The sequence below is a fragment of the Streptomyces sp. NPDC050856 genome, from assembly GCF_040653855.1.
In the GTDB taxonomy this organism is placed as follows: domain Bacteria; phylum Actinomycetota; class Actinomycetes; order Streptomycetales; family Streptomycetaceae; genus Streptomyces.
Genome location: NZ_JBFAGV010000021.1, coordinates 34,090 through 61,087 on the forward strand (window position 1 = coordinate 34,090; position 26,998 = coordinate 61,087).

The window sequence follows — 26,998 nt, forward strand, 5'->3', positions numbered from 1 at the left end:
GCGCGCCGCTACACCGGCCGGCCACCCACCAGGGTCACCGCCCGCGCCCCCGCGTCGCAGCCCGCCGCGGCCGCCTGGGCCGGACCGGCGCCGGACAGCCGGGCGGCCAGGAAGGCGCCCGTGAAGGCGTCGCCCGCACCCGTGGAGTCCACCGCCCGTACCGCGGGGGCCGGCACCCGGGCGACCACCCGGCCCGCCGCGGCGACCAGCGCGCCCCGGGCGCCGAGGGTCACCGCGACCAGCGGGAAGCGGCGGCTCAGCTCGGCCGCCGCCTCCGCCGGTCCCGTCCGGCCGGTCAGCAGGGCGGCTTCCCCGGCGTTCGGCAGCAGCACCTCAACGCCCCGGGCCGCCGTCAGGAAGCGGTCGACCCCCAGCTCGGCCAGGAACCCCGCCGACGCCGGGTCCACACTCACCGGGATGCCGCGCTCCAGTGCGGCCGCCAGCGCCAGTGACACGGTCTCCCCGCTGGTCGCGGCGTAGAAGAGGTAACCGGACAGGTGCAGATGACCCACGCCGTCGAGCAGTCCGGGCGACCAGTCGGCCGGAGCGAGCCGCAGCGCCGCGCCGCTGTCGGTGAGGAACGTGCGCTCGGCGTCCGCGCCGACCAGCGCCACGACCGTCGCGGTCGGCGCCTCCGGGTCCCGCACCAGCAGCGGCCGCACACCGGCGCGCCGCAGCGACTCCTCGTGCCAGGACGCCCGGTCGCGGCCGACCCGCGCCAGGATCCGTACCTCGTTCCCGCGCGAACGCGCCGCCCAGCACGCCACGTTGGCGCCGGCGCCGCCCGGCAGCGTACGGATCCGCGCCGCGGTGTCGGTCGCCGGGGCGAGCGGCGGACGGTACCGGGCCACCACGTCGGTGACCACGTCCCCGATCACCAGCAGGGCACTCACCGCGCCGCCGGGGACCCGGCCGTTCCCGTACCGGCCCTTCCCGTACCGCCCCTTCCCGTACCGGCGCCCGCGGTCCCGGGCGCACCGGCCGTTCGCGCTGCCGCTGCCGCTGCCGCTGCCGCTGCCGCTGCCGCCGCGACCCGCGCCGCGAGCCGCACGTTGCCGCGCACCGCGGCCAGGTTGGCCTCCAGGGACGCCCCGCCGGTGTGCCGCATCAGGTACTCCAGGAGGAACGGCGTCACGGCCTGCCCGCCGATCCCCCGCTCCCGGCTCTCGTCCAGTGCCCGGGCGAGCACCCGGTCGTGCAGCGCCGGGTCCAGCTGCTCGGCCTCCGGCACCGGGTTGGCGACGATCAGTGCCGCCGCCGGACCGCCCAGCGCGTCCCGCGCCCGTATCACCGCCGCCACCTCCTCGGGAGTCCGGACCGTCCAGTCGACCCGCTCGCCCGACGACGTCAGGTAGAAGCCGGGGAAGTACTCCGTCCCGTACCCCAGCACGCCGACGCCCAGCGTCTCCAGCCGCTGGAGGGTCGCCGGTACGTCGAGGACGGACTTCACGCCCGCGCACACCACGGTGATCCTGGTACGCGCCAGCAGCCGCAGGTCCGCCGACTCGTCCTGGGTCCGGCACCATCCCCGGTGTACCCCGCCCAGTCCGCCGGTCGCGAAGACCGCGATGCCCGCCCGCTCCGCGAGGAAGGCGGTCGCGGACACCGTCGTCGCCCCGGTCGCCCCGGTCGCCAGCGCGGGAGCCAGGTCGCGGTGGCCCAGCTTCCGCACCGCCGGGTCGCCGGCGATCCGGTCCAACTGCGCCTCGCCCAGCCCCACGTGGGCCGTTCCGTCGAGTACGGCGATCGTGGCCGGAACCGCGCCGGCCGACCGTACGAGCCCTTCGAGCTCCTCCGCCACGGCACGGTTGCGCGGACGCGGCAGGCCGTGCGCGATGATCGTCGATTCGAGGGCGACGACGGGGCGGTGGACGGCCAGCGCCTCCCGTACCTCTTCGGACAGCACCACTGTGGTCTCCGGCATGTTCCCATCCCTGGCGCGGCGGACCGCCCCGCAAACCTCGCCCGAAGTCACCGCTCATGACCGCCCGACCGGGCCCCCGCCCCGCAGCGACCGCCGTACCGCGAGCGCGGCCAGCGGGAGCAGCAGCACCGCCGCCGCCAGGTTGAGCCAGCCGTAGCCCGCCCGCGCGACGATCAGGCCGGCCGCCACTCCGCCGATCCCCGCCGCGGTGTTCATCGTCAGATCGGACAGACCTTGCACGGCGGCTCGCGCGGCCTGCGGCACGGCGTCCGTCAGCAGCGCCGACCCCGAGACCAGCCCCGCCGACCAGCCGAGGCCGAGCAGGACCAGCCCGGCGGCGCTGCGGGCGTGACTGGTACCCGCGGTGCCCGCCAGCAGCGCCGCGCAGGCCAGCAGCGCCACCGCGAGGCCGATCACGGACAGCCGGCCGAGCCGGTCCGACAGCCAGCCCATCACGGGTGACAGGGCGTACATCCCGGCGATGTGGCCGCTGATGACCAGGCCTATCAGCTCGATGTCCGCCCCGTGGTGGCTGAGGGCCACCGGCGCCATCGACATGATCGAGACCATCGCGGTGTGCGAGAGGGTGACCGTGACCAGCGCCAGCCGGGCCCGCGGCGACTTGCGTACCGCGCGGACGCCCGACCTCAGCGAACGGCCCGCCGGCTCCAGGTCCTCCCCGCCGCCGGTCGCCAGCGCCCGCGCCGTCAGGAGCGGGTCCGGCCGCAGCAGCACCGCGACCAGCGCCGCCGACAGCAGGAACACCCCGGCGGCCCACAGGAACGGTCCTGCCGTCGGCGGGATGCCGAGCCCCGACACGCTCCGACCGGCGGGCGCCGATATGTTCGGGCCCACCACCGCGCCCACGGTCGTCGCCCACACCACCGTGGAGATGGCCCGGCCACGCCGCTCCGGCTCCGCCAGGTCCGCGGCGGCGAACCGGGCCTGGAGGTTCGCCGACGAACCGGCACCGAACCCGGCCATCCCGGCCAGCAGGAGCCAGAAGCTCCCGATGGCCGCCGCGACCACCACCACGGCCGCGCCGACCGCCCCCACGGCGTAGCCGAGCACGAGCCCCGGCCGCCGCCCCCGCGCGGCCATCAACGCGGCCAGCGGCACCGACAGCAGCGCCGTACCGGCCACGGTCGCGGTCGGAGCGAGTCCGGACATCGCCTCGCTGCCGCTGACCTGGTGCGCCAGCACGGTGGCGAGCGCGAGCCCGGTCGCCACCCCCAGACCGCCCAGGATCTGGCCGACGACGAGCACGGCGGTGGTGCGCCGCCGCAGAGCGGCCAGCTCCCCGGCCGCCGGCGGGCCGGACGGTGCCACCGCCCCGGGGGCGGGGACATCGGGCAGGCGATGGTCAGCGGTCACTGGGGCACTGTGCCACCCCGTACCGGCGCGGGCCAGGGGAGCGCCGGGGGCGGACGGAGCACCGGCCGCACCGGCCGGACCGGTGTCAGAACAGCGGCTGCGGCAGCACCCCCTCCAGCGCCAGCAGCCGGCGCTTCGTCTCCAGCCCGCCGCCGAACCCGCCGATCCGGCCGTCGCGCTCCACCACCCGGTGGCAGGGCACGACGACCGGCAGCGGATTGGCGCCCATCGCCGCGCCCACCGCCTGAGCCGCCCCCGGCTGCCCCACCCGGGCGGCCAGCTCCCCGTAGCCCACGACCGCCCCGTACGGCACACCCGACGCCAGCTCGCGCAGCACCTGCCGGTTGAAGCCGGTCGTCAGCGACCAGTCCAACGGCAGCCCGAACTCCCGCAGCCCGCCCGTGAAATAGGCGTCGAGCCTGCGTATCGGCTCGGCCAGACGGCCCGACGCCGACTCGACCAGCCGCACCGGACCGAGCCGGGAGGCGAGTCGCCGCAGCGCCCCGGCCCGGACCGTCCCGTCCGCGTGGAAGACCACGCTGACCAGCCCCTCGCCGGTCGCCGCGAGCAGCAAAGGGCCGATGTCGCTGCCGACGAGGGCCCACTCCACCAACTGCGCGTCGCTGTCCATGCCGACCACCGTACGGGCGGCCACTGACAGCGCGCCGGTGGAGGCGGCCGCGGACGCCCCGGCGTCAGCGGCGCCCCGGCGTTGGCGGAGGCCCCGGCGGTGCGGACGGTCCGGGGTGCGGGCGGAGGGCGGTGGATGTGGCGGAGGGCGGCCGGGACGTGGCCACGGCGTGAAGGAAATCGCCGGGATCCGCACCCACCCCGTCCGCCTGTCGACAAATCGCCACGCAAAGTGTGTTCGGTGCCCGATGGTCATAGCGGCGCGCCCCTACCAGCCGGTACACATGGCACCACCGACGGAACGACCGCCACGGAGCGGTGGCGTACGGGGCCCGGGCCGCTCACCCGGCCGACGGGACGGCGCGGCGGCCGAGCGGCGGGCCGCGGCGGTGTCACAGGGCCGAGGGCGTGCGCGCCGGCGGAGCGCACACGGGACGAGGGGGCAGGGGCATGCGGGGCACGGTCGACGGATTCAGCCACGGCCTCGTCACACCCGTGGCGGCCTACCTCGTGGCCTGCCTCGGCGCAGCCCTGGGGCTGCGCTGCGTCACCCGGTCGCTGCGCGGCCGGGGTGCCGCCAGGCCCGCCTGGTCGGCCCTGGGCGCACTGGCCATCGGCACGGGCGTCTGGACCATGCACTTCATCGCGATGACGGGTTTCCGCGTGGCGGAGACCCCCGTCGGCCACGACCGGTCGGTCACCTTCGCCAGCCTCGCCGTCGCGATCGTCATGACCGGCGTCGGCACCCTCGTCGTCGGCCACCGGGGTGCCACCGCGATGTCCCTGGTCACCGGGGGCACCATCACCGGGCTCGGCATCGCCACCATGCACTACCTCGGTATGGCCGGAGTGCGCCTGGAGGGCCGGCTCGAGTACCACACGCTCACCGTCGCGCTCTCCGTCGTCGTCGCGGTCGTCGCGGCCACCTCGGCCCTCTGGGCGGCGGTCTCCGCCCGCGGAGTCCTGCCCGGCCTCGCTGCCTGCCTCGTCATGGGCGTCGCGGTCGCCGGGATGCACTACACGGGCATGGCCGCCGTCAGCGTGCACCTGCACGGCGCGGCCGGCCCGGCGGGGGACGCCGGCCCGGACGGCTCCCTCCTGGTGCCCATGCTGGTCGGCCCGGCGGTGTTCCTGGTGGTGGCGGCCCTGCTGATGGCGGCCGGCCCGCTGCCGGCGACGGACGGCCGGCAGCGGCGGCGGCCCGAGCGCCGTGGCGTCCGCCGGCCATGGGCGCCGGCCCGGCGGGGCGGCGCCCACCGGGAGCCGGCCGGCCGGCCGCCGGTCCGGCCACCGCGCGGCCGGGAGCGCTCGCGGGACCGCTGACCGGCCGGGAGAGCGCCGGTCGCGCACCGGCCGGGGCGGGCCCCGCCCCGGTCCCGCGCCCCCTTTCCGTTCCGGTCGGGCACCGCTCGGCGCCCCGAGTGTCAGTGCCGGGTCGTACGGTGGTTCCATGCGGCCCGTTACGAAGATCGAACGTTCGGTGGCGCCCTTCGAGGTCGTCAGCCCCTACCAGCCCAGCGGTGATCAGCCGGCGGCCATCGCCGCACTGGAGCGGCGGATCCGCGCCGGTGAGAAGGACGTCGTCCTGCTCGGGGCGACCGGCACCGGCAAGTCGGCGACCACGGCGTGGATGATCGAGAAGCTCCAGCGCCCGACCCTGGTCATGGCGCCGAACAAGACGCTGGCCGCCCAGCTGGCCAACGAGTTCCGGGAGCTCCTGCCGAACAACGCCGTCGAGTACTTCGTCTCGTACTACGACTACTACCAGCCCGAGGCGTACGTCCCGCAGTCGGACACCTACATCGAGAAGGACTCCTCGATCAACGAGGAGGTCGAGCGGCTGCGCCACTCCGCCACGAACTCGCTGCTGACCCGCCGCGACGTCGTCGTGGTCGCCTCGGTCTCCTGCATCTACGGTCTGGGCACGCCCCAGGAGTACGTCGACCGGATGGTCCCGCTCAAGGTCGGCGAGGAGATGGACCGGGATTTGCTGCTGCGCCGGTTCGTCGACATCCAGTACACCCGCAACGACCTGGCCTTCACCCGCGGCACCTTCCGGGTCCGGGGCGACACCATCGAGATCTTCCCGGTGTACGAGGAGCTGGCGGTCCGCATCGAGATGTTCGGCGACGAGATCGAGGCGCTGTCCACGCTGCACCCGATCACCGGCGAGGTCATCAGCGACGACCGGGAGCTCCACGTGTTCCCCGCCAGCCACTACGTGGCCGGCCCGGAGCGTATGGAGAGGGCGGTCAACGGCATCGAGCGGGAGCTGGAGCAGCGCCTTGCCGAGCTGGAGAAGCAGGGCAAGCTGCTGGAGGCCCAGCGGCTGCGGATGCGGACCACCTACGACATCGAGATGATGCGCCAGATCGGCTCCTGCTCCGGTATCGAGAACTACTCGATGCACTTCGACGACCGGGAGCCCGGCTCCCCGCCCAACACCCTCCTCGACTACTTCCCCGAGGACTTCCTGCTGGTCATCGACGAGTCGCACGTCACCGTGCCGCAGATCGGCGCGATGTACGAGGGTGACGCCTCCCGCAAGCGGACCCTGGTCGACCACGGCTTCCGGCTGCCGTCGGCGCTGGACAACCGGCCGCTGAAGTGGGAGGAGTTCCAGGAGCGGATCGGCCAGACGGTGTACCTGTCGGCGACGCCGGGCCAGTACGAGCTGTCCCGCTCCGACGGTTTCGTCGAGCAGATCATCCGCCCCACCGGCCTGGTCGACCCCGAGGTCGTCGTCAAGCCCACCGAGGGCCAGATCGACGATCTCGTGCACGAGATCAGGGTGCGCACCGAGCGGGACGAGCGCGTCCTGGTCACCACCCTCACCAAGAAGATGGCCGAGGACCTCACGGATTATTTCCTCGAGCTGGGCATCCAGGTCCGCTACCTGCACAGCGACGTCGACACCCTGCGCCGGATCGAGCTGCTGCGCGAACTGCGCTCCGGCGACTACGACGTGCTGGTCGGCATCAACCTGCTCCGTGAGGGCCTGGACCTGCCCGAGGTGTCCCTGGTGGCGATCCTGGACGCCGACAAGCAGGGCTTCCTGCGCTCCGGCACCTCGCTGATCCAGACCATCGGCCGCGCGGCGCGCAATGTCTCCGGCCAGGTCCACATGTACGCCGACACGATCACCCCGGCCATGGCGCAGGCCATCGACGAGACCAACCGGCGCCGTGAGAAGCAGGTCGCGTACAACACGGCGAACGGCATCGACCCGCAGCCGCTCCGCAAGAAGATCAACGACATCGTGGCCACCATCGCCCGCGAGGAGATCGACACCGAGCAGCTGCTGGGCACCAACTACCGGCAGGCCAAGGACGGGAAGGGGGCCAAGGCGCCCGTGCCCTCGCTCGGCGGCGCCGCCAAGGCCGCCGGCAAGGCCAAGGCCGGGGCCAGGAGCGGCCCGGCGGCGTCCAAGGGGGCACTGGTCAGCGACCGCCCCGCGGCGGAACTGGCCGGCATCATCGAGGAGATGACCCAGCGGATGCGGGCCGCCGCCGCCGAGCTGCAGTTCGAGGTGGCCGCGCGGCTGCGTGACGAGGTGGGGGAGCTGAAGAAGGAGCTGCGGCAGATGAAGGAGGCGGGCATCGCCTGACCGGCGTCACGGCAGCCGGTGTCGTCCCGGCAGCCGGTGTGTTGCAACACCGACACAAAAGCGGACCGGGCCTGCTGCCGCCTCCATGGCCCTGCGTAGGGTGCTGGCAGCCGCACGCACAGACGGCGCGGCGCACGCGACGAGAAGGGACGACGGGGTGGACGTATCCAAGGGCAGCGCGCCCGGGGGCCCTGGCATCAACCTGACCAAGGGTCAGGCCATCAGCCTGGAGAAGAAGGGCGGCGGCACGCTGACCGCGGTGCGGATGGGCCTGGGCTGGCAGGCCGCGCCCCGCCGCGGCCTGTTCGGCTCGCGCACCCGTGAGATCGACCTCGACGCCTCGGCAGTGCTGTTCGCCGACAAGCAGCCGGTGGACGTGGTCTTCTTCCGGCACCTGGTCAGTGACGACGGATCGGTGCGCCACACCGGCGACAACCTGGTCGGTGGCGTGGGGCGGGGCGGCGACGACGAGGCGATCCTCGTGGACCTGGAGCGGGTCCCGGTCCACATCGACCAGATCGTCTTCACGGTGAACTCCTTCACCGGGCAGACGTTCCAGGAGGTGCAGAACGCCTTCTGCCGCATCGTCGACGAGACCAACGGCCAGGAGCTCGCCCGCTACACCCTGGACGGTGGCGGCCAGTACACCGCGCAGATCATGGCGAAGGTGCACCGCGCCGGTGCCGGCTGGCGGATGACGGCCCTGGGCAACCCGGCCAACGGCCGGACGTTCCAGGACCTCATGCCGTCGATCCTGCCGCACCTGTAGGCGACGGCACCGTACGCAGGCAGTCACCCGCAGCTCCCGGAGGCGGCAGGCCACCGGGAGCTGTCCCACTGGCGCCCGGGCCGCCGGGCCGCCGGTGACACCCGGGCACGGCAGTCCGTACGAGCGCCGGAGCACTGCCGGCACCACTGCCGGCACCGAAGCACTTCCGCCACCGAGGCACCGGAAGCACCGAGGGGACACACGCGTCATGACGGTCGAGCTGGCCCGGGGGCAGAACCACCCGCTGCCCCTCACCCGACTCGATATCCGGGTGTCCGCCGGTACGCCGGTGGTGGCCGGTGCCACCCTCGGCGACGAGGACGGCAGGGTGCGCGGTGCCGAGTGGGTCGCCCACCCCGGCTCACCCGTCCTGCCCGGCCTCGAGGTCCCGCGGCAGGCGGCCGCCGGGCACCGGCTCGCCGTGGACCTGGCCGCCCTGCCCGGGACGGCGTCCCGGGTGACGGTGCTGCTCGCCCTGCCGCTCACCGCCGGCGGCCCGGCCCGCTTCGGCGCCCTCGCCGCCCCGGTCGTCTCGATCACCGGCCTCGACGGCACCCGCGTCGCCGGTTACACCGTCACCGGGCTGGACACCGAGTCCGCCGTCGTCGCCCTGGAGCTGTACCGCCGCCAGGGTGCCTGGAAGGTGCGGGCGGTCGGCCAGGGGTACGCGGGCGGGCTCGCCGAGCTGCTGGCCGACCAGGGCCTCGACCGTGCCGCCGACCTGGCGGACGCCATCCAGGAGGCGGCCCGGGACGGGATGGACGATTGCGTCACCGTGCCCCCGCCCCGGGCCGGCCGGAGCGACCGGGCGCGCCCCGCCTTCCCGGACCAGGCTCCGGCGCCCCACCGGTCCGGGCCCGGCGCGGACCCGAGCCCACAGCGGCCCGGGCCCGCGCCCTCCGGCGGCGCCGTCGACCACGCCCACCCCCGGCGGCGGGCGTCCCCGCCCGCGCCCCCGCACTCCCCGTCCGCGCCGCGGTGTCCCGCCCCGCCGTCCACGGCCGCGGCGGCGTCCGCCGGGCCCGGCCGGCCCGCCCGGCCGGTCGCCGGTGACGCGGCGGGCCGGTCCATGGAGGAACGGCTGTACAACCAGGTCTGGGGCATGTTCGAGGACCTGGCCCGGACCGTCGCCGCGTACCGCGGCGCCGTCGACTTCGCCGACTCCCGCATGGAGCGGGAGCTCGACCGGGTCCTGTCCGATCCGCGCAGCCGTACCGGCTCCACCGGCGAGCAGGCCCGCTCGGCCGCCCGCGCCAAGCGGGACGCGCTGACCGCCCGCGCGCGTGAGGCACTCGACCGGGACCTCGCTCAGCTCGCCGCCGAGGCCGAGGTGGTGGAGCCCGCCCTGCCGGTCGCGTTGGCCCGCTGGGACAACCCCGTCTGGCGCGCCTACCGCGTGCCCGCGGACGCCCCCATGGCGGTACGCCTCGGTGACCTGCGGCTGCCCGAGAGCCCGCAGCTGCGGATCCCGATGCTGGTCCGGCTCCCGCTGGAGCGGGGCCTGTGGGTGGACAGCGGCCGCTCGGGCAGCGCGGCCGCCGCCGCCCCGGACGACGTCCTGCTGCGCCGCCTGGCCATGGACACCGCCGTGGCGCACGCGGCGCGGCTGCTCGCCGTTCATCAGGCGGGCGGGTACACCGTCCATGTCATCGACCCGGCGGGCTCGGCCGCCGCCTCACTGGCCCCGCTGACCGGCGCGGGGGTGCTCGCCGGACCGCCGGCCGCCGGCGCCGCCGGCGTGGCCGCCGTCCTCGCCCGGCTGACCCAGCGGGTGGACCTGGTGCAGATGGCGGTCCGGGGCGCTGCCACCGACGCGCTGCCGGCCGACCTGGACCCCGCCCAGCAGCTGCTGATCGTCAACGACTTCCCGCACGGCTTCGACGACCGGGCCGTCACGCAGCTCCGGTACCTCGCGGACGAGGGCCCCGCGGTCGGCGTGCACCTGCTGCTGGTGGCGGACCGCGAGGACGCCCGGGCCCACGGTCCGGTGCTCGACCCGTTGTGGCGGTCGCTGCTCAGGCTCACCCCGGTGCCGGACGACCATCTCGCCGACCCCTGGGTCGGTCACGCCTGGACGTACGAGCCGCCGCGGCTGCCGCCGAGTGGCGACGTCCTGCGGCACGTGCTGGCGCGGGCCGCCCGAGCTCGTCCCGACTGGCGTCCCTGACCTGGGCATTTGGCCTCACCTTTACTTTCCTCTTTACCTTCCTTTGGGGTTTGCGGTACTGTTCTTTACGCGGAGGGGAGTACTCCCGTATGCGGCGTTCCCGTCAGTACGGACGGTCGGACAGAGACCTGGTCCCGGGGCGCCGGCCCGTGGTGGGCCTGCCGGATGAGGCGGGCCGCTCGGGTGGAGGAGACCTCCGGCAGCGACGACGCTGATCAGTAGCCGTACGACGCCGGAGGCGCAGTGGACGTTTCAATGACCCTCTGGGTGCTGACCATTCTCGGTCTGAGCACCCTGATCGCGGTCGACTTCCTCATCGGGCGTAAGCCCCATGACGTGTCGATCAAGGAAGCCGGAATCTGGACGGTCGTCTGGATCGTGCTGGCCGCGCTGTTCGGACTCGGCCTGCTGTTCTTCGGCGAGAGCCAGGCGTCCGGGGAGTTCTTCGCCGGCTTCATCACCGAGAAGTCGCTCAGTGTCGACAACCTCTTCGTCTTCGTCCTGATCATGGCGAAGTTCTCGGTGCCCACCCACCTCCAGCAGCGCGTGCTGCTCATCGGCGTCCTCATAGCGCTGGTCCTGCGCGCGGTGTTCATCGCCGCCGGCGCCGCGATCATCGCCAGCTTCTCGTGGGTCTTCTACCTCTTCGGCGCCTTCCTCATCTACACCGCCTGGAAGCTGATCCAGGAGGCGCGTTCCCACGAGGAAGAGGAGGAGTACGAGGAGAACCGACTCCTCAAGTCCATCGAGAACCGCTTCGGAGTGGCCGACAAGTACCACGGCACCAAGCTCTTCATCCGCGACAAGGGCAAGCGCGTCCTGACACCGCTGATGGTCGTCATGCTCGCCATCGGGACGACGGACGTGCTGTTCGCGCTGGACTCCATCCCCGCGATCTTCGGCCTGACCCAGGACCCGTACATCGTCTTCACCGCCAACGCCTTCGCGCTGATGGGCCTGCGGCAGCTGTACTTCCTGATCGGCGGCCTGCTGAAGAAGCTGGTCCACCTCAGCTACGGCCTGTCGGTGATCCTGGGCTTCATCGGGGTGAAGCTGGTGCTGCACGCCCTGCACGAGTCGGGGGTGCACGTCCCCGAGATCAGCATCCCCTTCTCGCTGGCGGTCATCTGCGGCGTGCTGGTCGTCACCACGGTCACCAGCCTGATCGCGTCCAACAGGAAGTCCCGGCGCGAAGCGGCCGAGCGCAAGAGCGTCGACGTCTGACGCTCCTCGTCCTGTCCGGAGGGTGCGGGCCCGCATTGCGGCCCGCACCCTCCGGTGCTTGTTTGGGAGGGAGAGCCTTCGGCACCCGAAGGTGTCCTGAGAGCGAAGAACCATGAGATTCGCGCAGATCATCGACATGGAAACCGAGCGCATGGACGAGGTGCAGGCGCTCCTCGAGGAGCGGAGGGCGCAGATGTCCGGCCGCGCCGGCGGCCCCACGGGCCGTGCCGTGCTCCGGGACCGGTCCAACCCGAACCGCTACCTCATGATCGTCGAGTTCGACTCCCCCGAGGAGGCCATGCGCAACAGCCAGGACCCGGAGGTCAGCAGCATGGCGGAGCGCATCGGAGCCCTGTGCACCCGTCCCACCGTCTTCACCGACTGCGACCTGCTCGACCGGATGGACCTGCGGCAGTCCGTCTGACCGTCCGACCCCCGCGACCCGGCCCCGCGCCCCCACGCGTTCACGCGGTCGCCGACCCCGCCGTCCCGGCCGCCGGAGCGGTCACCGTCCCGGCGGCCGGCTGCGGCAGCGTCTCGGGGAGCAGGGCGAAACAGCCGAGGCTCAGCAGCGCGATGCCGGCCAGGTACGCCGCCACTCCCCACGGCGGCCCCGCCCCGCCCGCCGCCGCCGTGGCCACCACCGGTGTCAGCGCCCCGCCCACCACACCCGCCAGGTTGTAACCGACGGCCGCGCCGGTGCACCGCACCCTGGGCTCGTACAGTTCGGGCAGGTAGGCGGCCACCACGGCGAACATCGTGAGGAACGCCAGCAGCGCCCCGGTCAGCCCCAGCACCATCAGCAGCGGCCGGGCGGTGTGCAGCAGGGCCACCATCGGGAACATCCACAGCGCGACCGCCGCACACCCGGCCAGGCACATCGGCCGCCGCCCGTACCGGTCTCCCAGCAGCGCGGCGAACGGGGTGGCCACACCCTTGACGGCGACCGCCGACATGACGCAGATCAGCATCACCGTACGGCTGACGCCCAGCCGCTCGGTGCCGTACGCCAGCGCCCAGGTGGACACCGCGTAGAACACCGCGTATCCGACCGCCAGCGCCCCCGCCGTGAGCAGCACCAGCCGCCAGTGCTGGCGCACCACCTCGCGCAGCGGGGCACTCGCCCGCGTGCCGCTCTCCGCCATGTCCCGGAACTGCGGCGTCTCCGCGAGCGACCTGCGCAGCAGCAGCCCGCCCGCCGCCAGCAGGCCGGCCGCCCAGAACGGCACCCGCCACCCCCACTCCCGGAACTGGGCGTCGCTCAGCCCCGCCGAGAGCGCCAGCATCACGCCGTTGGCCAGCAGGAACCCCACTGACGGGCCCACTTGCGGAAAGCTCGCCCACAGGGCGCGCCGGCGCTGCGGAGCGTGCTCCACGGTCAGCAGCACCGCGCCGCCCCACTCCCCGCCGAGCCCGAGCCCCTGGACGAACCGCAGCGCCAGCAGGAGCAGGGGAGCGGCCACGCCGAGCGTCGCGTACGACGGCACACACCCCACCGCGACCGTCGCCGTGCCGGTCAGCAGCAGGGAGGCGAACATCACCGGCCGCCGCCCGCAGCGGTCGCCGATGTGCCCGAAGAGCGCGGCCCCGAGCGGCCGGGAGAGGAACCCGACCGCGAAGGTGCCGAAGGCCGCCAGTGTCCCGGCGACCGGCGAGAAGGTCGGGAAGAACAGCGGCCCCAGGACCAGGGCGGCGGCGGTCCCGTAGACGAAGAAGTCGTAGAACTCCACGGCGGTCCCCGCGAGTGAGGCCGCCGCGAGCCGTCTCATGGACGGCGGACGCGGATGATGACTCTGGCGCATGTCGCGCCAACTACCCGGGCCGGTGGCCGGTTACGGGGGCGTGCAGGGGCGCGCGGGTGTGAACACGCGCCCCGTGCCCGCGGGCAGCACCGGCGGCGCCGCGCGGGCGCCCGCTCACCAGCCGCGTGCGCGCCACTCCGGCAGGCGTGGACGCTCGTCGCCGAGCGTGGTGTCCCGGCCGTGGCCGGGATAGACCCAGGTCTCGTCCGGGAGGACGTCGAACAGCTTGGTCTCGACGTCCAGGATGAGACTGGCGAACGCGTCGGGGTCCTCCCAGGTGTTGCCCACCCCGCCCGGGAAGAGGCAGTCACCGGTGAAGACGTGCGGGTGGCCGTGCGGGTCGTCGTAGACCAGCACGATGGAACCGGGCGTGTGGCCCACCATCCGGCGGGCGGTGAGCCGCACCCGGCCCACGGTGACGGTGTCCCCGTCCTCGACGGGTACGTCGGTCGGGACGGGGATGCCGTCGGCGTCGTACCGCCCGGCGTACGTACGGGCGCCGGTGGCCGACACGACGTCGGCGAGCGCCTGCCAGTGATCGCTGTGGCGGTGGGTGGTGACGACGGAGGTGATGCCGTCGTCACCGATCAGCCGGAGCAGGGTCCGTGGCTCGTTCGCCGCGTCGATCAGCAGCTGCTCGCCGGTGGCGCGGCAGCGCAGCAGGTAGGCGTTGTTGTCCATCGGGCCGACGGCGACCTTGGAGATCATCAGGTCGGCCAGCTCGTGCACATCGGCCGGGCCGCCGACCTTCACCACTCCGCTGTAGGTCATGGACACAGCCTATAGCGGAGGCAGTACGGGCAGCGGGCCGCCGGTCACGGCCAGTCCGGCTCCGTCGCGGCGGCCGGCGAGCCAGCCGAGCAGGTCGGCGGCGGGGCCGGAGACGGTCACCCCGGGCCCGTCGCCGCCCCCCGTGCGCCACTCGCGGCCGGCGGCGGACAGCAGGGTCGGGGGTACCGTGGTGGTGCGGGAGAAGCGGTCGGCCAGGAAGGCGATCTCCCGCTCGGTGAACCGCTCCGGCAGGTCCTCCAGCTCGTAGCCGATGCCCAAATCGACGTGGTGCAGTTCCACCTCGACCAGACGGCGGAAGGGCACCCGCGCGGCGCGGTCGGTCACCCCGTTGCGCAGCTCGACGGTGCGGTCCCAGTCGGCCTGGAGCTCGCCCTGCGTCTGGAAGCGGGCGGCGCTCTCCCGCAGGTCGGCGAGGTGGACGGTCAGCGGGCGGTGCGCGTCGCGCTCGATGTCCGCCTCCCGTGCCTCGCCGCTGACGTACATGGGGCGGCCCCGGAGTACGTTCACCAGGGCGTCGGCGTTGCGGGCGAGGTGGGCCAGGACGTGGCCCCGGGTCCACCCGGGAAGCCGGGACGGTTCGGCCACGGCCGCCGCCCCGAGGCGGGAGGCGGAGCTCAGCAGCCGGTCGGTCGCCTCGCGCACGGAGGCCAGATCCTGCACATGGTCGATCATGCCGCCGACCCTAGCGCCGCCACTCGATCGGGTGAAGGCGGCGGCGCCCGGCCGTAAATCGAATGCACGTGCTATACGCTCGGTGGAGGCATCCTTGGAAGTCAGGCATTCATCGATCTGGCGGCCCCCTTAGGCTGGAACAGTCTGGGACGGGGGCTGTGCCCCCGCTTTCTCAAGAAAGGTGCGGACCGGCGTGGCCGACCGTCTCATCGTCCGTGGCGCGCGCGAGCACAATCTGAAGAACGTCTCGCTCGACCTGCCGCGCGACTCCCTCATCGTCTTCACCGGGCTCTCGGGATCGGGCAAGTCGTCCCTCGCGTTCGACACGATCTTCGCCGAGGGCCAGCGGCGCTATGTGGAGTCGCTCTCCTCGTACGCCCGGCAGTTCCTCGGCCAGATGGACAAGCCGGACGTCGATTTCATCGAGGGCCTCTCCCCGGCCGTCTCGATCGACCAGAAGTCGACCTCGCGCAACCCGCGCTCCACGGTCGGCACCATCACCGAGGTCTACGACTACCTGCGCCTGCTCTTCGCGCGCATCGGCAAGCCGCACTGCCCCCAGTGCGGCCGGCCCATTTCCCGCCAGTCGCCGCAGGCCATCGTGGACAGAGTGCTGGAGCTCCCCGAGGGCAGCCGCTTCCAGGTGCTCTCGCCGCTGGTGCGCGAGCGCAAGGGGGAGTTCGTCGACCTCTTCGCCGACCTCCAGACCAAGGGCTACAGCCGTGCGCGTGTCGACGGCACGACCATCCAGCTCTCCGAGCCGCCGGCGCTGAAGAAGCAGGAGAAGCACACCATCGAGGTGGTCGTCGACCGCCTCACCGTCAAGGACAGCGCCAAGCGCCGGCTGACGGACTCCGTCGAGACCGCGCTGAGCCTGTCCGGCGGCATGGTCGTGCTCGACTTCGTCGACCTCCCCGAGGACGACCCCGAGCGCGAGCGGATGTACTCGGAGCACCTGTACTGCCCGTACGACGACCTGTCCTTCGAGGAGCTGGAGCCCCGCTCCTTCTCCTTCAACTCGCCCTTCGGCGCCTGCCCCGACTGCACCGGCATCGGCACGCGCATGGAGGTCGACCCCGAGCTGATCGTTCCCGATCCGGACCGGTCCCTCGACGAAGGCGCCATCCACCCGTGGTCGCACGGCCACACCAAGGAGTACTTCGGGCGGCTGATCGGCGGGCTGGCCGGCGCCCTCGGCTTCCGCACCGACATCCCGTGGGCCGGCCTGCCGCAGCGGGCCAGGAAGGCCCTGCTGTACGGGCACAAGACCCAGGTCGAGGTGCGGTACCGCAACCGGTACGGCAGGGAGCGGGCCTACACCACACCCGCCTTCGAGGGCGCCGTCTCCTTCGTCAAGCGCCGGCACAGCGAGGCCGAGAGCGACTCCAGCCGCGAGCGCTTCGAGGGCTACATGCGCGAGGTGCCCTGCCCCACCTGTGAGGGGACCCGCCTCAAGCCGATCGTCCTCGCGGTCACCGTGATGGGGAAGTCCATCGCCGAGGTCTCCGCGATGTCCATCAGCGACTGCGCCGAGTTCCTGGGCGAGCTGAGGCTGAACGCCCGCGACAAGAAGATCGCCGAGCGGGTGCTCAAGGAGGTCAACGAGCGGCTCCGGTTCCTGGTCGACGTGGGCCTGGACTACCTGTCGCTCAACCGGGCGGCCGGCACCCTCTCCGGCGGCGAGGCCCAGCGCATCCGGCTGGCCACCCAGATCGGCTCCGGGCTGGTCGGCGTGCTGTACGTGCTGGACGAGCCGTCCATCGGCCTGCACCAGCGCGACAACCACCGGCTCATCGAGACCCTGGTGCGGCTGCGCGACATGGGCAACACCCTCATCGTCGTCGAGCACGACGAGGACACCATCAAGGTGGCCGACTGGGTCGTCGACATCGGCCCGGGCGCGGGCGAGCACGGCGGCAAGGTCGTCCACTCCGGCCCGCTGAAGCAGCTCCTGGCCAACAAGGAGTCGATGACCGGGCAGTACCTGGCCGGGAAGCGGTCCATCCCGACCCCGGACGTCCGCCGCCCGGTCGACCCGTCGCGGCAGCTCACCGTGCACGGCGCCCGCGAGAACAACCTGCGCGACATCGACGTGTCGTTCCCGCTCGGGGTGCTGACGGCGGTCACCGGCGTCTCGGGGTCCGGCAAGTCCACCCTGGTCAACGACATCCTGTACACCCACCTGGCGCGCGAGCTCAACGCGGCCAAGTCGGTGCCCGGGCGGCACACGCGCGTGGACGGCGACGACCTGGTCGACAAGGTCGTCCACGTCGACCAGTCGCCCATCGGCCGCACGCCGCGCTCCAACCCGGCGACGTACACCGGTGTCTTCGACCACGTGCGCAAGCTGTTCGCGGAGACGATGGAGGCGAAGGTGCGCGGCTATCTGCCGGGCCGGTTCTCCTTCAACGTCAAGGGCGGCCGCTGTGAGAACTGCTCCGGTGACGGCACCATCAAGATCGAGATGAACTTCCTGCCGGACGTGTACGTCCCGTGCGAGGTCTGCCACGGCGCGCGCTACAACCGGGAGACCCTGGAGGTCCACTACAAGGGCAAGTCCATCGCCGAGGTGCTGGACATGCCGATCGAGGAGGCCCTGGGCTTCTTCGAGGCCGTCCCGACGATCGCCCGCCACCTGAAGACGCTCACCGAGGTCGGTCTCGGATACGTCCGGCTGGGGCAGCCGGCGCCGACGCTGTCGGGTGGTGAGGCCCAGCGGGTGAAGCTGGCCTCCGAGCTCCAGAAGCGGTCCACCGGCCGCACGGTGTACGTGCTGGACGAGCCGACCACCGGTCTGCACTTCGAGGACATCGCGAAGCTGATCAAGGTGCTGTCCAACCTGGTCGACAAGGGCAACACGGTGATCGTCATCGAGCACAACCTGGACGTCATCAAGACGGCGGACTGGGTCATCGACATGGGGCCCGAGGGCGGCAGCGGCGGCGGCCTGGTCGTCGCCGAGGGCACGCCCGAGCAGGTGGCCGGGGTCCCGGCCAGCCACACCGGCAAGTTCCTGCGGGAGATCCTGGGCGCCGACCGGATCAGCGACGCGTCGGTGCCCGCGACGCGGCAGCGGACGGCCCGGAAGACCGCGGCGGCCTCCGGCGCGTCGGGTGCGTCCGGGACGCGCAAGGCGGCCGCGGCCAGGAAGACGACCCGGGCCCGCAAGGCCTGACCCTCCCCGGCGCCGTCCCCGGCGCCCTCCGCGTCCGGCCCCGGGGCACCGCCCCGGGGCACCGCCCCGGGGCCGGACGCGGAAGGTCCGCCCCGCTCCGCCGCCGACCGGCACCGGTACGTCCCGGCCGGGGGGCGGGCGGCGCGGCGGTGCGACCCCGGGCCGGTCCCCGGCCGCCAGGAGCGCGGCGCGGGCCCGCACCGTCCGGGATGGCGGCCCAGGGCCCCGGCCGGCGGGACGGCAGCCCCCTCGGAAGGGCTCCGATCTACGCCGGTATCGTCGGTTCCGTCACCGACGTCCTCCTTCCACCGTGGAGAGCCCATGCCCGGCCAGCCCGCCGCCCGCCGAACCGTGCTGAAAGGCGCCGCCCTCGCCGGGGCCGCCGGGCTCGGGGTCGCCGCCTGTTCCACCGAGTCCAAGCTCGGTCACGCCCAGACGCCCACCCCGACCGCCCCGGTGACCCTCGGCGCGGCTGACGAGGTGCCGGTGGGCGGCGCCAAGCTGTACCGCGAGGAGCGCCTGGTCGTCAGCTGCCCGGTCAAGGGCCAGTACAAGGCGTTCAGCGCCCAGTGCACCCACGCGGGCTGCGTCCTGGACAAGATCGAGGACAAGGAGGGCAACTGCCCGTGCCACGGCAGCCGCTTCGACGTCACCACCGGCCAGGCGCTCAAGGGCCCGGCGACCCAGCCGCTGCCCGAGGTCCCGGTGCGCATCGCCGGCGGCAAACTCGTCGCCGGACCCGACGCGTAAGCCCGCCGGTCCGCCGGTCCGCCGGGCGGTCACTCCCAGTCCCAGTCGATCCCCAGGATCCCCGGCCGTACCCCCTGCTCCACCAAGTGGACCGTGCGGTGCCGCCCGCTGAGCGTCAGGTCGCCGCGTCTGCCGCGCGGCGCGCCCGCCGACGCCTGGGCGAAGCGCCGGCACCGTACCGGCAGGGCGTCCTCGTGGAAGCCGACCTGCAGCACGTACTGGCCGCCGGCGAAGTTGAACCCGCGCACGTACTCCCCGCTGGGGCCACCGGTGCCGTCCTCGAAGCCGTACCCGAAGAAGTACGTCTCCCCGGCCCGCAGCCGCGCGTCGAAGAGCAGCTCGGCGACGACCACGCCGGTCTCCCGGTGCCGCCGGACCCGCCCGGTGCGGCAGTTCTCGCCCGCCCGCGCCACCACCCGCTCCGGGTCGCACCCCGGGTCGCCGTGGTGGATCGCCAGGTAGCGGTCGACCCCGTCGCGGTGGGCGCGCACGACGTGCTGCGAGTCGCGGCCGACCAGCTGCCGCCGCTCCCCGATCCTCACCCGCTCGTGGTGGCCGACGGTGTGCAGCCCGCCGTCCGCCGGCGCCTCCAGGCCGGCCAGCAGCTCCTCGACCGCTCCCGAGACCTCCACCAGTGAGCGGTAGGAGCGGCCCGCCGGCCGGCCGCCGCCGCTCCCGCCGGCCCCCGCGCCGCCGCCGTCCGTTCCCGTGCCGTCACCGACCGGGCCGAGCAGCCGGATCAGGGAGCCGCCGGGCAGTTCCAGCACCTCTTCGAGGGCCCGCACGGCCTTGAGTGACTCGGGACGCTGGGGGCGCCGGGCGCCCTGCTGCCAGTAGCACAGGCTGGTCACCCCCACCTTGATCCCGCGATGGGCCAAGTGGTGCTGGACCCGCTGGAGCGGCAGCCCGCGCACCGTGAGCGCGGCGCGCAACGCCAGGTGGAAGGGGCCGGTGGTCAGGAACTGCGCCAGATCTGCCTCGGTGTGTCCCATGGGGACTCCTCAGTGAACGTTCACGACGGAGCGGTGCGACACCGCACGGGTGAGGCCGGGCGAGCAGGTGGGGCGGGGAGGCCGTTCACGGAGCAGCCGCTGTCGTTCACAGCGCGATGTCATTCCGTATTCAAGCGTGTTGACCTGTTCGCGACAATGATCGATGCTCGCCAGAGCGTCCGGACGCGCTCCTCCCTCCCCACATCCCCAGCCGGAGGACCGCGATGCGCAACCTGAACCCCCACGGCAACACGCACGGCAACCAGTACAGACCGCTCACCCTCGCGGCGCTGCTGGCCGCCGCCCTCCTCACCGCCCCCGCCACCACGGCCGGCGCCGCTCCCGTCCCCGCCCCCGCCGCGGCCACCGCCACCGACCAGCACTCCGCCGCCGCCAAGCGCCTGAACATCACCATGCAGGCGCAGCAGAAGAGCAACTGGTGCTGGGCCGCCGCCGGCAACACCATCGCCACCTGGTTCGGCCGCACCCACACCCAGAACCAGTTCTGCAACGCCGCCTACAACCGCCAGCAGGGCACCGACTGCCCGAACTCCCAGGCCACCCTGGGCCACGTGCAGACCGGGCTGCGCTGGGCCGGTGTGAACCCCGGGTCCTACGTCGACGGATGGCTGCGGTACTCGACCGTCCAGGCCGAGGTCGACGCCGGCCGCCCGGTGGAGACCCGCATCCAGTGGTCCAGCGGCGGGGGCCACATGCATGTGGTCCACGGCTACGACGACGCCAACGGCTGGGTGTACTGGGGCGACCCGTGGCCCTCCAGCGACCGCTACAACTGGGCCTCGCACGCCTGGTACGTGAACAACAACTCCTTCTCCTGGACCCACTCGCTCTACCGGATCGGGGCGTGAGACGGATGACGCGCACACGACGTGTCACGGCGGCCGCGTTGGGCACCACCGCGCTGACCACCGCCGCGCTGCTGGCCACCGGAACCCCGCGGGCCACCGCCGCAACCCTCCCGCCCGCGCCCACCGCCCGGGCCGCGGTCACCGCCCCCGCCACCCTCGGCACGCTGGCCCGGTTCTTCGCGCGGGACGGCGCCGCCGGCCGCGCCGCCGCCCCGCCCCGCGTCGAGGGCGCGCCGGTCGCAGTGCACGTCCTGTCACCGGACTTCGTGGCGGGCCGTCCCGGGGCCCCGGTGGCCCGGGTGGAGTTCCACGCGGCCCGGGCGGTCTCCTCCGACGGCCGGAAGGCGTCCGTGTGGACGGTCCGCCAGGGCCGGGGATGGCAGGTGGTGAACATCGCCACCGGCGACGACGAGACCAGGTACGCCCGGCAGGGCAGCCGTGAACTGCCCGGCGGCACCGTGTTCCGCGAGCCGCAGATCGACGCCTGGTACGTCCACAAGGGCGGCAGGGTGCTCCCGCTGGACGAGGACGCGGTACGGGCGGTGGGGGCGAACGGCACCACCCTCGCCGCCTACCGGAACCGGGTGGCGGCGGCGTACCGGGACAAGCTCCCCGGCTCGGCGTACGCCGGTGAGGGCAGGGCCGGCGGCTACGCCACCCACCCGGGGGCGGCGCGGGACGACCGACCGCAGGCCGGGCTCCCGGCCGGGCCGGCAGCCCACGTGGCAGGCCGCCCCGCGACAGGGGTCCCGGCCCGGCCGGAACCGCGGCCGCAGGCCCGCGCGGAGCAGCGGCCGGACCGCCGGGCACCGGCGGTGGCGGTCACGGCGGCCGCCGTCGCCGCGCTGGCCCTCGCCGGTGCCGCGGCCCTGCGGCGGAGCCGCCGTACCGGCCACGGCGGCTGACACCGGCGGGGCGAACGCCGTCCCCACCGCGGAGCCCCCGTGCCCCCACCACGGGGGCTCCCCGGGCGCCCGGGGAGTGCCCGTGGTGTCAGCGGGCGCCAGTAGGGTGTGAGGCATGGCAGACCCCTCCAGCTACCGCCCCGAACCGGGACAGATCCCCGACTCGCCGGGGGTCTACAAGTTCCGCGACGAGCACCGCCGGGTGATCTACGTCGGGAAGGCGAAGTCCCTGCGCCAGCGGCTCGCCAGCTACTTCCAGGACCTGGCGGGCCTGCACCCGCGCACCCGGACCATGGTCACCACGGCCGCCTCCGTCGAGTGGACCGTGGTCTCCACGGAGGTCGAGGCACTGCAGCTGGAGTACTCCTGGATCAAGGAGTACGACCCCCGTTTCAACGTCAAGTACCGCGACGACAAGAGCTACCCGTACCTGGCCGTCACGCTGAACGAGGAGTTCCCGCGCGTGCAGGTCATGCGCGGGCAGAAGAAGAAGGGCGTGCGGTACTTCGGTCCGTACAGCCACGCCTGGGCCATCCGCGACACCGTGGACCTGCTGCTGCGGGTCTTCCCGGTACGGACCTGCTCCGTCGGCGTGTTCCGGAACGCCGCCCGCACCGGCCGCCCCTGTCTGCTCGGCTACATCGGCAAGTGCTCGGCGCCGTGCGTGGGCCGGGTCACCCCGAAGGAACACCGCGAACTGGCCGAGGACTTCTGCGACTTCATGGCCGGACGCACCGGCACCTACATCCGCCGCCTGGAGAAGGACATGACGGTGGCGGCCGAGGACATGGAGTACGAGAGGGCGGCCCGGCTGCGCGACGACATAGGGGCCCTGAGGCGGGCCATGGAGAAGAGCGCCGTCGTGCTGGCCGACGCCACCGACGCCGACCTGATCGCGGTCGCCGAGGACGAGCTGGAAGCCGCCGTGCAGATCTTTCACGTCCGGGGCGGCCGGGTGCGCGGCCAGCGCGGCTGGGTCACCGACAAGGTCGAGGCGGTCGACACGGCGGGCCTGGTCGAGCACGCGCTCCAGCAGCTGTACGGCGAGGAGAGCGGCGACGCGGTCCCCAAGGAGGTGCTGGTGCCCGCCCTGCCCGAGGACCTGGACGCCGTCACCCAGTGGCTCAGCGGCCGGCGCGGCTCCCAGGTGTCCCTGCGCGTCCCGCAGCGCGGCGACAAGAAGGACCTGATGGCGACCGTCGGGCGCAACGCCCAGCAGGCCCTGGTCCTGCACAAGACCAAGCGCGCCAGCGACCTGACCACCCGCTCGCGGGCGCTGGAGGAGATCGCCGAGGCGCTGGACCTGGAGACGGCCCCGCTGCGGATCGAGTGCTACGACATCTCGCACCTCCAGGGCGAGGACGTCGTCGCCTCCATGGTCGTCTTCGAGGACGGCCTGCCCCGCAAGAGCGAGTACCGCCGCTTCCAGATCAAGGGCTTCGAGGGCCAGGACGACGTCCGCTCCATGCACGAGGTGATCACCCGGCGCTTCCGGCGGTACCTCGCCGAGAAGGAGCGGACGGGGGAGTGGCCCGCCGAGCAGGAGCTCGACGGCGAGGTGCCCGTGGACCGGCCGGAGGACGACGGCAGGCCGCGGAAGTTCGCCTACCCGCCGCAGCTGGTCGTGGTGGACGGCGGACAGCCGCAGGTCGCCGCCGCGCAGCGGGCCCTGGACGAGCTGGGTATCGACGACATCGCCGTGTGCGGCCTCGCCAAGCGGCTGGAGGAGGTCTGGCTGCCCGGCGACGACGACCCGGTGGTCCTGCCGCGCTCCAGTGAGGGGCTGTACCTGCTCCAGCGGGTCCGCGACACGGCCCACGACTTCGCCATCCGCTACCAGCGCGCCAAGCGCCACCAGCGGATACGGACGAGCCCGCTGGACGCGGTCCCCGGTCTCGGGGCCACCCGCAAGCAGGCGCTGATCAAGCATTTCGGCTCGGTGAAGCGGCTGAGGCAGGCGACGATCGAGCAGATCTGCGAGGTCCCCGGGCTGGGCCGGAAGACCGCGGAAGCCGTGGCTGTTGCCCTTGCTGAGGCGGCTCCCGCGGCCCCCGCCGTGAACACGGCGACAGGAGAGATCATGGACGACGACGGGGGAACGAGAGATGACTGAGCACGGACCGGCCGACGACAGAGCGACCGCGGACAGCGGCGCACCCGCCCCCGCCCCGGCGGCCACGGGCGCCGGGATCCCCGGGGCGCCGGGCCCGGCGGGCACCCCCGCCGGCGCGGAGGCGGCCCCGGCCGGCCCGCCGGCCGCTGCCGGCCAGGCCGGCGAAGACACAGAAGACGGAGCAGCACACGTGAGTACGGGCACGACGATCGAGGCCGGCGAGGCCGCCGAGGCGGCCATTCCCGAGCTGGTGATCATCTCCGGCATGTCCGGCGCGGGCCGCAGCACCGCCGCCAAGTGCCTGGAGGACCTCGGCTGGTTCGTCGTGGACAACCTGCCGCCCGCGCTGATCCCCACCATGGTGGAGCTCGGCGCCCGCTCCCAGGGCAATGTGGCCCGCATCGCCGTCGTGGTCGACGTGCGCGGCCGCCAGTTCTTCGACAACCTGCGCGAGTCCCTGGCCCTGCTCGACGCCAAGCAGGTGACCCGCCGGATCGTCTTCCTGGAGTCGTCCGAGGAGGCCCTGGTACGCCGCTTCGAGTCGGTGCGCCGCCCGCACCCGCTCCAGGGCGACGGCCGGATCGTGGACGGCATCGCGGCCGAGCGCGACCTGCTGCGCGAGCTGCGCGGCGACGCCGACCTGGTGATCGACACCTCCAGCCTCAACGTCCACGAGCTGCGCGCCAAGATGGACGCCCAGTTCGCCGGGGACGAGGAGCCGGAGCTGCGCGCCACCGTCATGTCCTTCGGCTACAAGTACGGGCTGCCGGTCGACGCCGACCTGGTGGTGGACTGCCGGTTCCTGCCCAACCCGCACTGGGTGCCGGAGCTGCGCCCGTACACCGGTCTCAACGAGGAGGTGTCGGGCTATGTGTTCAACCAGCCGGGCGCCAAGGAGTTCCTCGACCGGTACACCGAGCTGCTCCAGCTGATCTCCACCGGCTACCGCCGCGAGGGCAAGCGGTACGTCACGGTCGCCGTCGGCTGCACGGGCGGCAAGCACCGGTCCGTGGCCATGTCCGAGAAGCTCGCCGCCCGCCTCGCCTCCGAAGGGGTCGAGACCGTCGTCGTCCACCGGGACATGGGGCGCGAGTGAAGCCGTACCGCCGGCGTACGAGTTCCCTGTCGGTCCGTACGCTCCGCCGACGCGGTACCCAGCCCAAGGTCGTCGCCCTCGGCGGCGGCATGGGCCTGTCCGCGTCCCTCGCCGCCCTGCGCCGTATCACCGGTGACCTGACCGCGGTGGTCACGGTCGCCGACGACGGGGGTTCCAGCGGCCGGCTCCGGGAGGAGCTGGGCGTGCTGCCGCCCGGGGACCTGCGCAAGGCCCTGGCGGCGCTGTGCGGCGACGACGACTGGGGCCAGACCTGGGCCCGCGTCATCCAGCACCGCTTCCAGTCCAAGGGCGACCTGCACGAGCACGCGGTGGGCAATCTGCTGATCGTCGCCCTGTGGGAGCAGCTCGGCGACCATGTGCAGGCCCTGGACCTGGTCGGCAGGCTGCTGGGCGCGCACGGCCGGGTGCTGCCCATGTCCGCCGTGCCGCTGGAGCTCCAGGCGCTGGTCAGGGGCCACGACCCGGCACGCCCGGAGGACGTGGACACCGTCCGCGGCCAGGCGACGGTGGCGCTCACCCCCGGTGAGGTGCAGTCGGTGCACCTCGTGCCGAACGACCCGCCGGCCGTGCCGGAGGCGGTGGCGGCCGTGCTGGACGCGGACTGGGTGGTGCTGGGCCCGGGCTCCTGGTTCTCGTCGGTGATCCCGCACCTGCTCGTGCCCGAGCTGCTGGACGCCCTCGTCCAGACCAAGGCCCGCCGGGTCCTCTCGCTGAACCTCGCGCCGCAGCCCGGCGAAACGGCGGGCTTCTCTCCGCAGCGTCATTTGGAGGTTTTGGGACGACACGCCCCTAAACTCGCCCTGGACGTGGTGCTGGCCGACGAGGCCGCCGTGCCCGACCGCGAGTCTCTCGCCGACGCCGCCAAGCGGCTGGGCGCCGCGGTCGAGCTGGCCCCGGTGGCCCGGCCGGACGGTTCCCCGAAGCACGACCCGGAGCTGCTGGCCGCCGCGTACGACCGTATTTTTCGGATGCATGGAAGGATCGGCCCATGGCGATGACGGCAGCGGTGAAGGACGAGATCTCCCGACTCCCCGTCACCCGGACCTGCTGCAGAAAGGCGGAGGTCTCGTCGATCCTGCGATTCGCGGGCGGACTGCATCTGGTCAGCGGCCGGATCGTGATCGAGGCGGAGCTGGACACGGCGATGGCGGCACGCCGCCTGAAACGGGACGTCGCGGAGATCTTCGGGCACGGCTCGGAGCTGATCGTGATGGCTCCCGGTGGTCTGCGCCGTGGCTCGCGTTTCGTGGTGCGGGTGGTGGCCGGGGGCGACCAGCTGGCCCGGCAGACCGGTCTGGTCGACGGCCGGGGCCGCCCCATCCGGGGCCTGCCCCCGCAGGTGGTCTCCGGCGCCACCTGTGACGCCGAGGCGGCCTGGCGCGGTGCCTTCCTGGCGCACGGTTCGCTGACCGAGCCCGGCCGTTCGTCCTCCCTGGAGGTGACCTGCCCGGGCCCGGAGGCCGCGCTCGCGCTGGTCGGCGCCGCCCGCCGGCTCTCCATCCCGTCCAAGGCCCGCGAGGTCCGGGGCGTGGACCGGGTGGTGGTACGGGACGGGGACGCCATCGGGGCACTGCTGACCCGGCTGGGCGCACACGACTCGGTGCTGGCCTGGGAGGAGCGGCGGATGCGGCGCGAGGTCCGGGCCACCGCCAACCGGCTGGCCAACTTCGACGACGCCAACCTGCGTCGCTCGGCCCGCGCGGCGGTCGCGGCCGGCGCCCGGGTGCAGCGCGCGCTGGAGATCCTCGGCGAGGAGGTGCCCGAGCACCTCGCGGCGGCCGGCCGGCTGCGCATGGAGCACAAGCAGGCCTCGCTGGAGGAGCTGGGCGCGCTGGCCGACCCGCCGCTGACCAAGGACGCCGTCGCCGGCCGGATCCGCCGGCTGCTGGCCATGGCCGACAAGCGGGCGCAGGACCTGGGCATCCCGGGTACGGAGTCCAACCTGACGGAGGAGATGGCGGACGGCCTGGTCGGCTGACCCGCTGCCCGTCCCGACCACCGACCGCTGCCGGCGCCCCCGAGTGCCGGCGGCGGTGCCCCGGCCACCCGCCCCACTCCGGCCCGGTTCACCCGCCTCGCCCCACCCGCACCGCGGCCGGCCGCCCCGCGGCCCGGG

22 protein-coding genes are annotated in these 26,998 nt (G+C 73.5%); 14 read left to right on the forward strand and 8 right to left on the reverse strand.

Going from position 1 to position 26,998, the window contains the following annotated elements:
* Positions 1 to 8: 8 nt before the first annotated feature.
* The 4 genes from AB0H53_RS19540 to AB0H53_RS19555 all read right to left on the reverse strand — a co-directional run bounded on the left by AB0H53_RS19540 (position 9) and on the right by AB0H53_RS19555 (position 3,929).
* Positions 9 to 893: a PfkB family carbohydrate kinase gene (locus tag AB0H53_RS19540; protein ID WP_362114490.1), complete on the reverse strand. Its 885-nt coding sequence runs from the start codon at positions 891 to 893 to the stop codon at positions 9 to 11.
* The gene (locus AB0H53_RS19545; protein WP_362114493.1) at positions 890 to 1,924 is read right to left on the reverse strand and encodes a pseudouridine-5'-phosphate glycosidase; all 1,035 of its coding nucleotides are present in this window, start codon (positions 1,922 to 1,924) and stop codon (positions 890 to 892) included. The genes AB0H53_RS19540 and AB0H53_RS19545 overlap by 4 nt, the downstream gene beginning before the upstream one ends.
* Before the next feature lie 54 nt (positions 1,925 to 1,978).
* A complete protein-coding gene (locus tag AB0H53_RS19550) occupies positions 1,979 to 3,253 on the reverse strand; it encodes an MFS transporter (protein ID WP_362114667.1) in 1,275 nt (424 codons plus the stop codon).
* Between the two features lie 130 nt (positions 3,254 to 3,383).
* Complete coding sequence (locus AB0H53_RS19555; protein WP_362114496.1) at positions 3,384 to 3,929, reverse strand: methylated-DNA--[protein]-cysteine S-methyltransferase; 546 nt, start codon at positions 3,927 to 3,929, stop codon at positions 3,384 to 3,386.
* 449 nt (positions 3,930 to 4,378) lie between these two features.
* Here AB0H53_RS19555 and AB0H53_RS19560 point away from each other — a divergent pair, with 449 nt between their 5' ends.
* The 6 genes from AB0H53_RS19560 to AB0H53_RS19585 all read left to right on the forward strand — a co-directional run bounded on the left by AB0H53_RS19560 (position 4,379) and on the right by AB0H53_RS19585 (position 12,119).
* Positions 4,379 to 5,251, forward strand: coding sequence for an MHYT domain-containing protein (locus AB0H53_RS19560; RefSeq protein WP_362114499.1), 873 nt, complete (start codon positions 4,379 to 4,381; stop codon positions 5,249 to 5,251).
* Positions 5,252 to 5,378: 127 nt separating this feature from the next.
* Positions 5,379 to 7,535 (forward strand): excinuclease ABC subunit UvrB, encoded by a 2,157-nt coding sequence (gene uvrB / locus AB0H53_RS19565; protein ID WP_362114502.1) that lies wholly within the window; start codon positions 5,379 to 5,381, stop codon positions 7,533 to 7,535.
* Between the two features lie 202 nt (positions 7,536 to 7,737).
* Positions 7,738 to 8,304 (forward strand): TerD family protein, encoded by a 567-nt coding sequence (locus AB0H53_RS19570; RefSeq protein WP_362114670.1) that lies wholly within the window; start codon positions 7,738 to 7,740, stop codon positions 8,302 to 8,304.
* Between the two features lie 208 nt (positions 8,305 to 8,512).
* Positions 8,513 to 10,471 carry a TerD family protein gene (locus tag AB0H53_RS19575; RefSeq protein WP_362114505.1) on the forward strand — a complete coding sequence of 653 codons (1,959 nt, stop codon included), beginning with the start codon at positions 8,513 to 8,515 and terminating at the stop codon, positions 10,469 to 10,471.
* 243 nt (positions 10,472 to 10,714) lie between these two features.
* Positions 10,715 to 11,695 (forward strand): TerC/Alx family metal homeostasis membrane protein, encoded by a 981-nt coding sequence (locus AB0H53_RS19580; RefSeq protein ID WP_362114508.1) that lies wholly within the window; start codon positions 10,715 to 10,717, stop codon positions 11,693 to 11,695.
* A gap of 112 nt (positions 11,696 to 11,807) precedes the next feature.
* Entirely contained in the window at positions 11,808 to 12,119 is a 312-nt protein-coding gene (locus AB0H53_RS19585; protein ID WP_362114511.1) for a hypothetical protein, read from the forward strand.
* 40 nt (positions 12,120 to 12,159) lie between these two features.
* Here the strand turns inward: AB0H53_RS19585 and AB0H53_RS19590 are convergent, their stop codons facing one another.
* From AB0H53_RS19590 to AB0H53_RS19600, 3 genes are all read right to left on the reverse strand, one after another.
* Positions 12,160 to 13,464, reverse strand: a complete 1,305-nt coding sequence (locus AB0H53_RS19590; RefSeq protein ID WP_362114514.1) for an MFS transporter — start codon at positions 13,462 to 13,464, stop codon at positions 12,160 to 12,162.
* A 147-nt stretch (positions 13,465 to 13,611) separates the two neighbouring features.
* Positions 13,612 to 14,268: an MBL fold metallo-hydrolase gene (locus AB0H53_RS19595; RefSeq protein WP_362114517.1), complete on the reverse strand. Its 657-nt coding sequence runs from the start codon at positions 14,266 to 14,268 to the stop codon at positions 13,612 to 13,614.
* A 9-nt stretch (positions 14,269 to 14,277) separates the two neighbouring features.
* Positions 14,278 to 14,961 (reverse strand): maleylpyruvate isomerase family mycothiol-dependent enzyme, encoded by a 684-nt coding sequence (locus AB0H53_RS19600; RefSeq protein WP_362114520.1) that lies wholly within the window; start codon positions 14,959 to 14,961, stop codon positions 14,278 to 14,280.
* Between the two features lie 193 nt (positions 14,962 to 15,154).
* On the opposite strand from AB0H53_RS19600, the gene uvrA reads away from it, so the two are divergent.
* Both uvrA and AB0H53_RS19610 read left to right on the forward strand, forming a co-directional pair.
* Positions 15,155 to 18,136 carry an excinuclease ABC subunit UvrA gene (gene uvrA, locus AB0H53_RS19605; protein ID WP_362114523.1) on the forward strand — a complete coding sequence of 994 codons (2,982 nt, stop codon included), beginning with the start codon at positions 15,155 to 15,157 and terminating at the stop codon, positions 18,134 to 18,136.
* 321 nt (positions 18,137 to 18,457) lie between these two features.
* Positions 18,458 to 18,886: a Rieske (2Fe-2S) protein gene (locus tag AB0H53_RS19610; RefSeq protein ID WP_362114526.1), complete on the forward strand. Its 429-nt coding sequence runs from the start codon at positions 18,458 to 18,460 to the stop codon at positions 18,884 to 18,886.
* Between the two features lie 29 nt (positions 18,887 to 18,915).
* On the opposite strand, the gene AB0H53_RS19615 is transcribed toward AB0H53_RS19610, so the two are convergent.
* Complete coding sequence (locus AB0H53_RS19615) at positions 18,916 to 19,878, reverse strand: hypothetical protein (RefSeq protein ID WP_362114529.1); 963 nt, start codon at positions 19,876 to 19,878, stop codon at positions 18,916 to 18,918.
* A 224-nt stretch (positions 19,879 to 20,102) separates the two neighbouring features.
* On the opposite strand from AB0H53_RS19615, the gene AB0H53_RS19620 reads away from it, so the two are divergent.
* The 6 genes from AB0H53_RS19620 (at position 20,103) to whiA (ending at position 26,860) form a co-directional block, all read left to right on the forward strand.
* Positions 20,103 to 20,747, forward strand: coding sequence for a papain-like cysteine protease family protein (locus AB0H53_RS19620; protein WP_362114532.1), 645 nt, complete (start codon positions 20,103 to 20,105; stop codon positions 20,745 to 20,747).
* A 5-nt stretch (positions 20,748 to 20,752) separates the two neighbouring features.
* Entirely contained in the window at positions 20,753 to 21,652 is a 900-nt protein-coding gene (locus AB0H53_RS19625; protein WP_362114535.1) for a hypothetical protein, read from the forward strand.
* A 115-nt stretch (positions 21,653 to 21,767) separates the two neighbouring features.
* On the forward strand, positions 21,768 to 23,765 hold the full coding sequence (gene uvrC / locus AB0H53_RS19630) for an excinuclease ABC subunit UvrC (RefSeq protein WP_362114538.1): 1,998 nt from the start codon (positions 21,768 to 21,770) through the stop codon (positions 23,763 to 23,765).
* 190 nt (positions 23,766 to 23,955) lie between these two features.
* Positions 23,956 to 24,861, forward strand: coding sequence for an RNase adapter RapZ (rapZ, locus tag AB0H53_RS19635; protein ID WP_362114541.1), 906 nt, complete (start codon positions 23,956 to 23,958; stop codon positions 24,859 to 24,861).
* Positions 24,858 to 25,880: a uridine diphosphate-N-acetylglucosamine-binding protein YvcK gene (yvcK, locus tag AB0H53_RS19640; RefSeq protein ID WP_362114544.1), complete on the forward strand. Its 1,023-nt coding sequence runs from the start codon at positions 24,858 to 24,860 to the stop codon at positions 25,878 to 25,880. The genes rapZ and yvcK overlap by 4 nt, the downstream gene beginning before the upstream one ends.
* Positions 25,871 to 26,860, forward strand: a complete 990-nt coding sequence (whiA, locus tag AB0H53_RS19645) for a DNA-binding protein WhiA (RefSeq protein WP_362114547.1) — start codon at positions 25,871 to 25,873, stop codon at positions 26,858 to 26,860. Before yvcK ends, whiA begins: the two co-directional genes overlap by 10 nt.
* Positions 26,861 to 26,998 lie beyond the last annotated feature (138 nt).

Excerpts from the sequence above, each read along its gene's own strand:
- AB0H53_RS19545 (WP_362114493.1), bottom strand. The coding sequence starts at position 1,924 with ATGCCGGAGACCACAGTGGTGCTGTCCGAAGAGGTACGGGAGGCGCTG.
- AB0H53_RS19555 (WP_362114496.1), bottom strand. The coding sequence starts at position 3,929 with ATGGACAGCGACGCGCAGTTGGTGGAGTGGGCCCTCGTCGGCAGCGAC.
- AB0H53_RS19560 (WP_362114499.1), top strand. The coding sequence starts at position 4,379 with ATGCGGGGCACGGTCGACGGATTCAGCCACGGCCTCGTCACACCCGTG.
- uvrB (WP_362114502.1), top strand. The coding sequence starts at position 5,379 with ATGCGGCCCGTTACGAAGATCGAACGTTCGGTGGCGCCCTTCGAGGTC.
- AB0H53_RS19575 (WP_362114505.1), top strand. The coding sequence starts at position 8,513 with ATGACGGTCGAGCTGGCCCGGGGGCAGAACCACCCGCTGCCCCTCACC.
- AB0H53_RS19585 (WP_362114511.1), top strand. The coding sequence starts at position 11,808 with ATGAGATTCGCGCAGATCATCGACATGGAAACCGAGCGCATGGACGAG.
- AB0H53_RS19590 (WP_362114514.1), bottom strand. The coding sequence starts at position 13,464 with ATGAGACGGCTCGCGGCGGCCTCACTCGCGGGGACCGCCGTGGAGTTC.
- AB0H53_RS19595 (WP_362114517.1), bottom strand. The coding sequence starts at position 14,268 with ATGACCTACAGCGGAGTGGTGAAGGTCGGCGGCCCGGCCGATGTGCAC.
- AB0H53_RS19600 (WP_362114520.1), bottom strand. The coding sequence starts at position 14,961 with ATGATCGACCATGTGCAGGATCTGGCCTCCGTGCGCGAGGCGACCGAC.
- AB0H53_RS19610 (WP_362114526.1), top strand. The coding sequence starts at position 18,458 with ATGCCCGGCCAGCCCGCCGCCCGCCGAACCGTGCTGAAAGGCGCCGCC.
- AB0H53_RS19615 (WP_362114529.1), bottom strand. The coding sequence starts at position 19,878 with ATGGGACACACCGAGGCAGATCTGGCGCAGTTCCTGACCACCGGCCCC.
- AB0H53_RS19620 (WP_362114532.1), top strand. The coding sequence starts at position 20,103 with ATGCGCAACCTGAACCCCCACGGCAACACGCACGGCAACCAGTACAGA.
- AB0H53_RS19625 (WP_362114535.1), top strand. The coding sequence starts at position 20,753 with ATGACGCGCACACGACGTGTCACGGCGGCCGCGTTGGGCACCACCGCG.
- uvrC (WP_362114538.1), top strand. The coding sequence starts at position 21,768 with ATGGCAGACCCCTCCAGCTACCGCCCCGAACCGGGACAGATCCCCGAC.
- whiA (WP_362114547.1), top strand. The coding sequence starts at position 25,871 with ATGGCGATGACGGCAGCGGTGAAGGACGAGATCTCCCGACTCCCCGTC.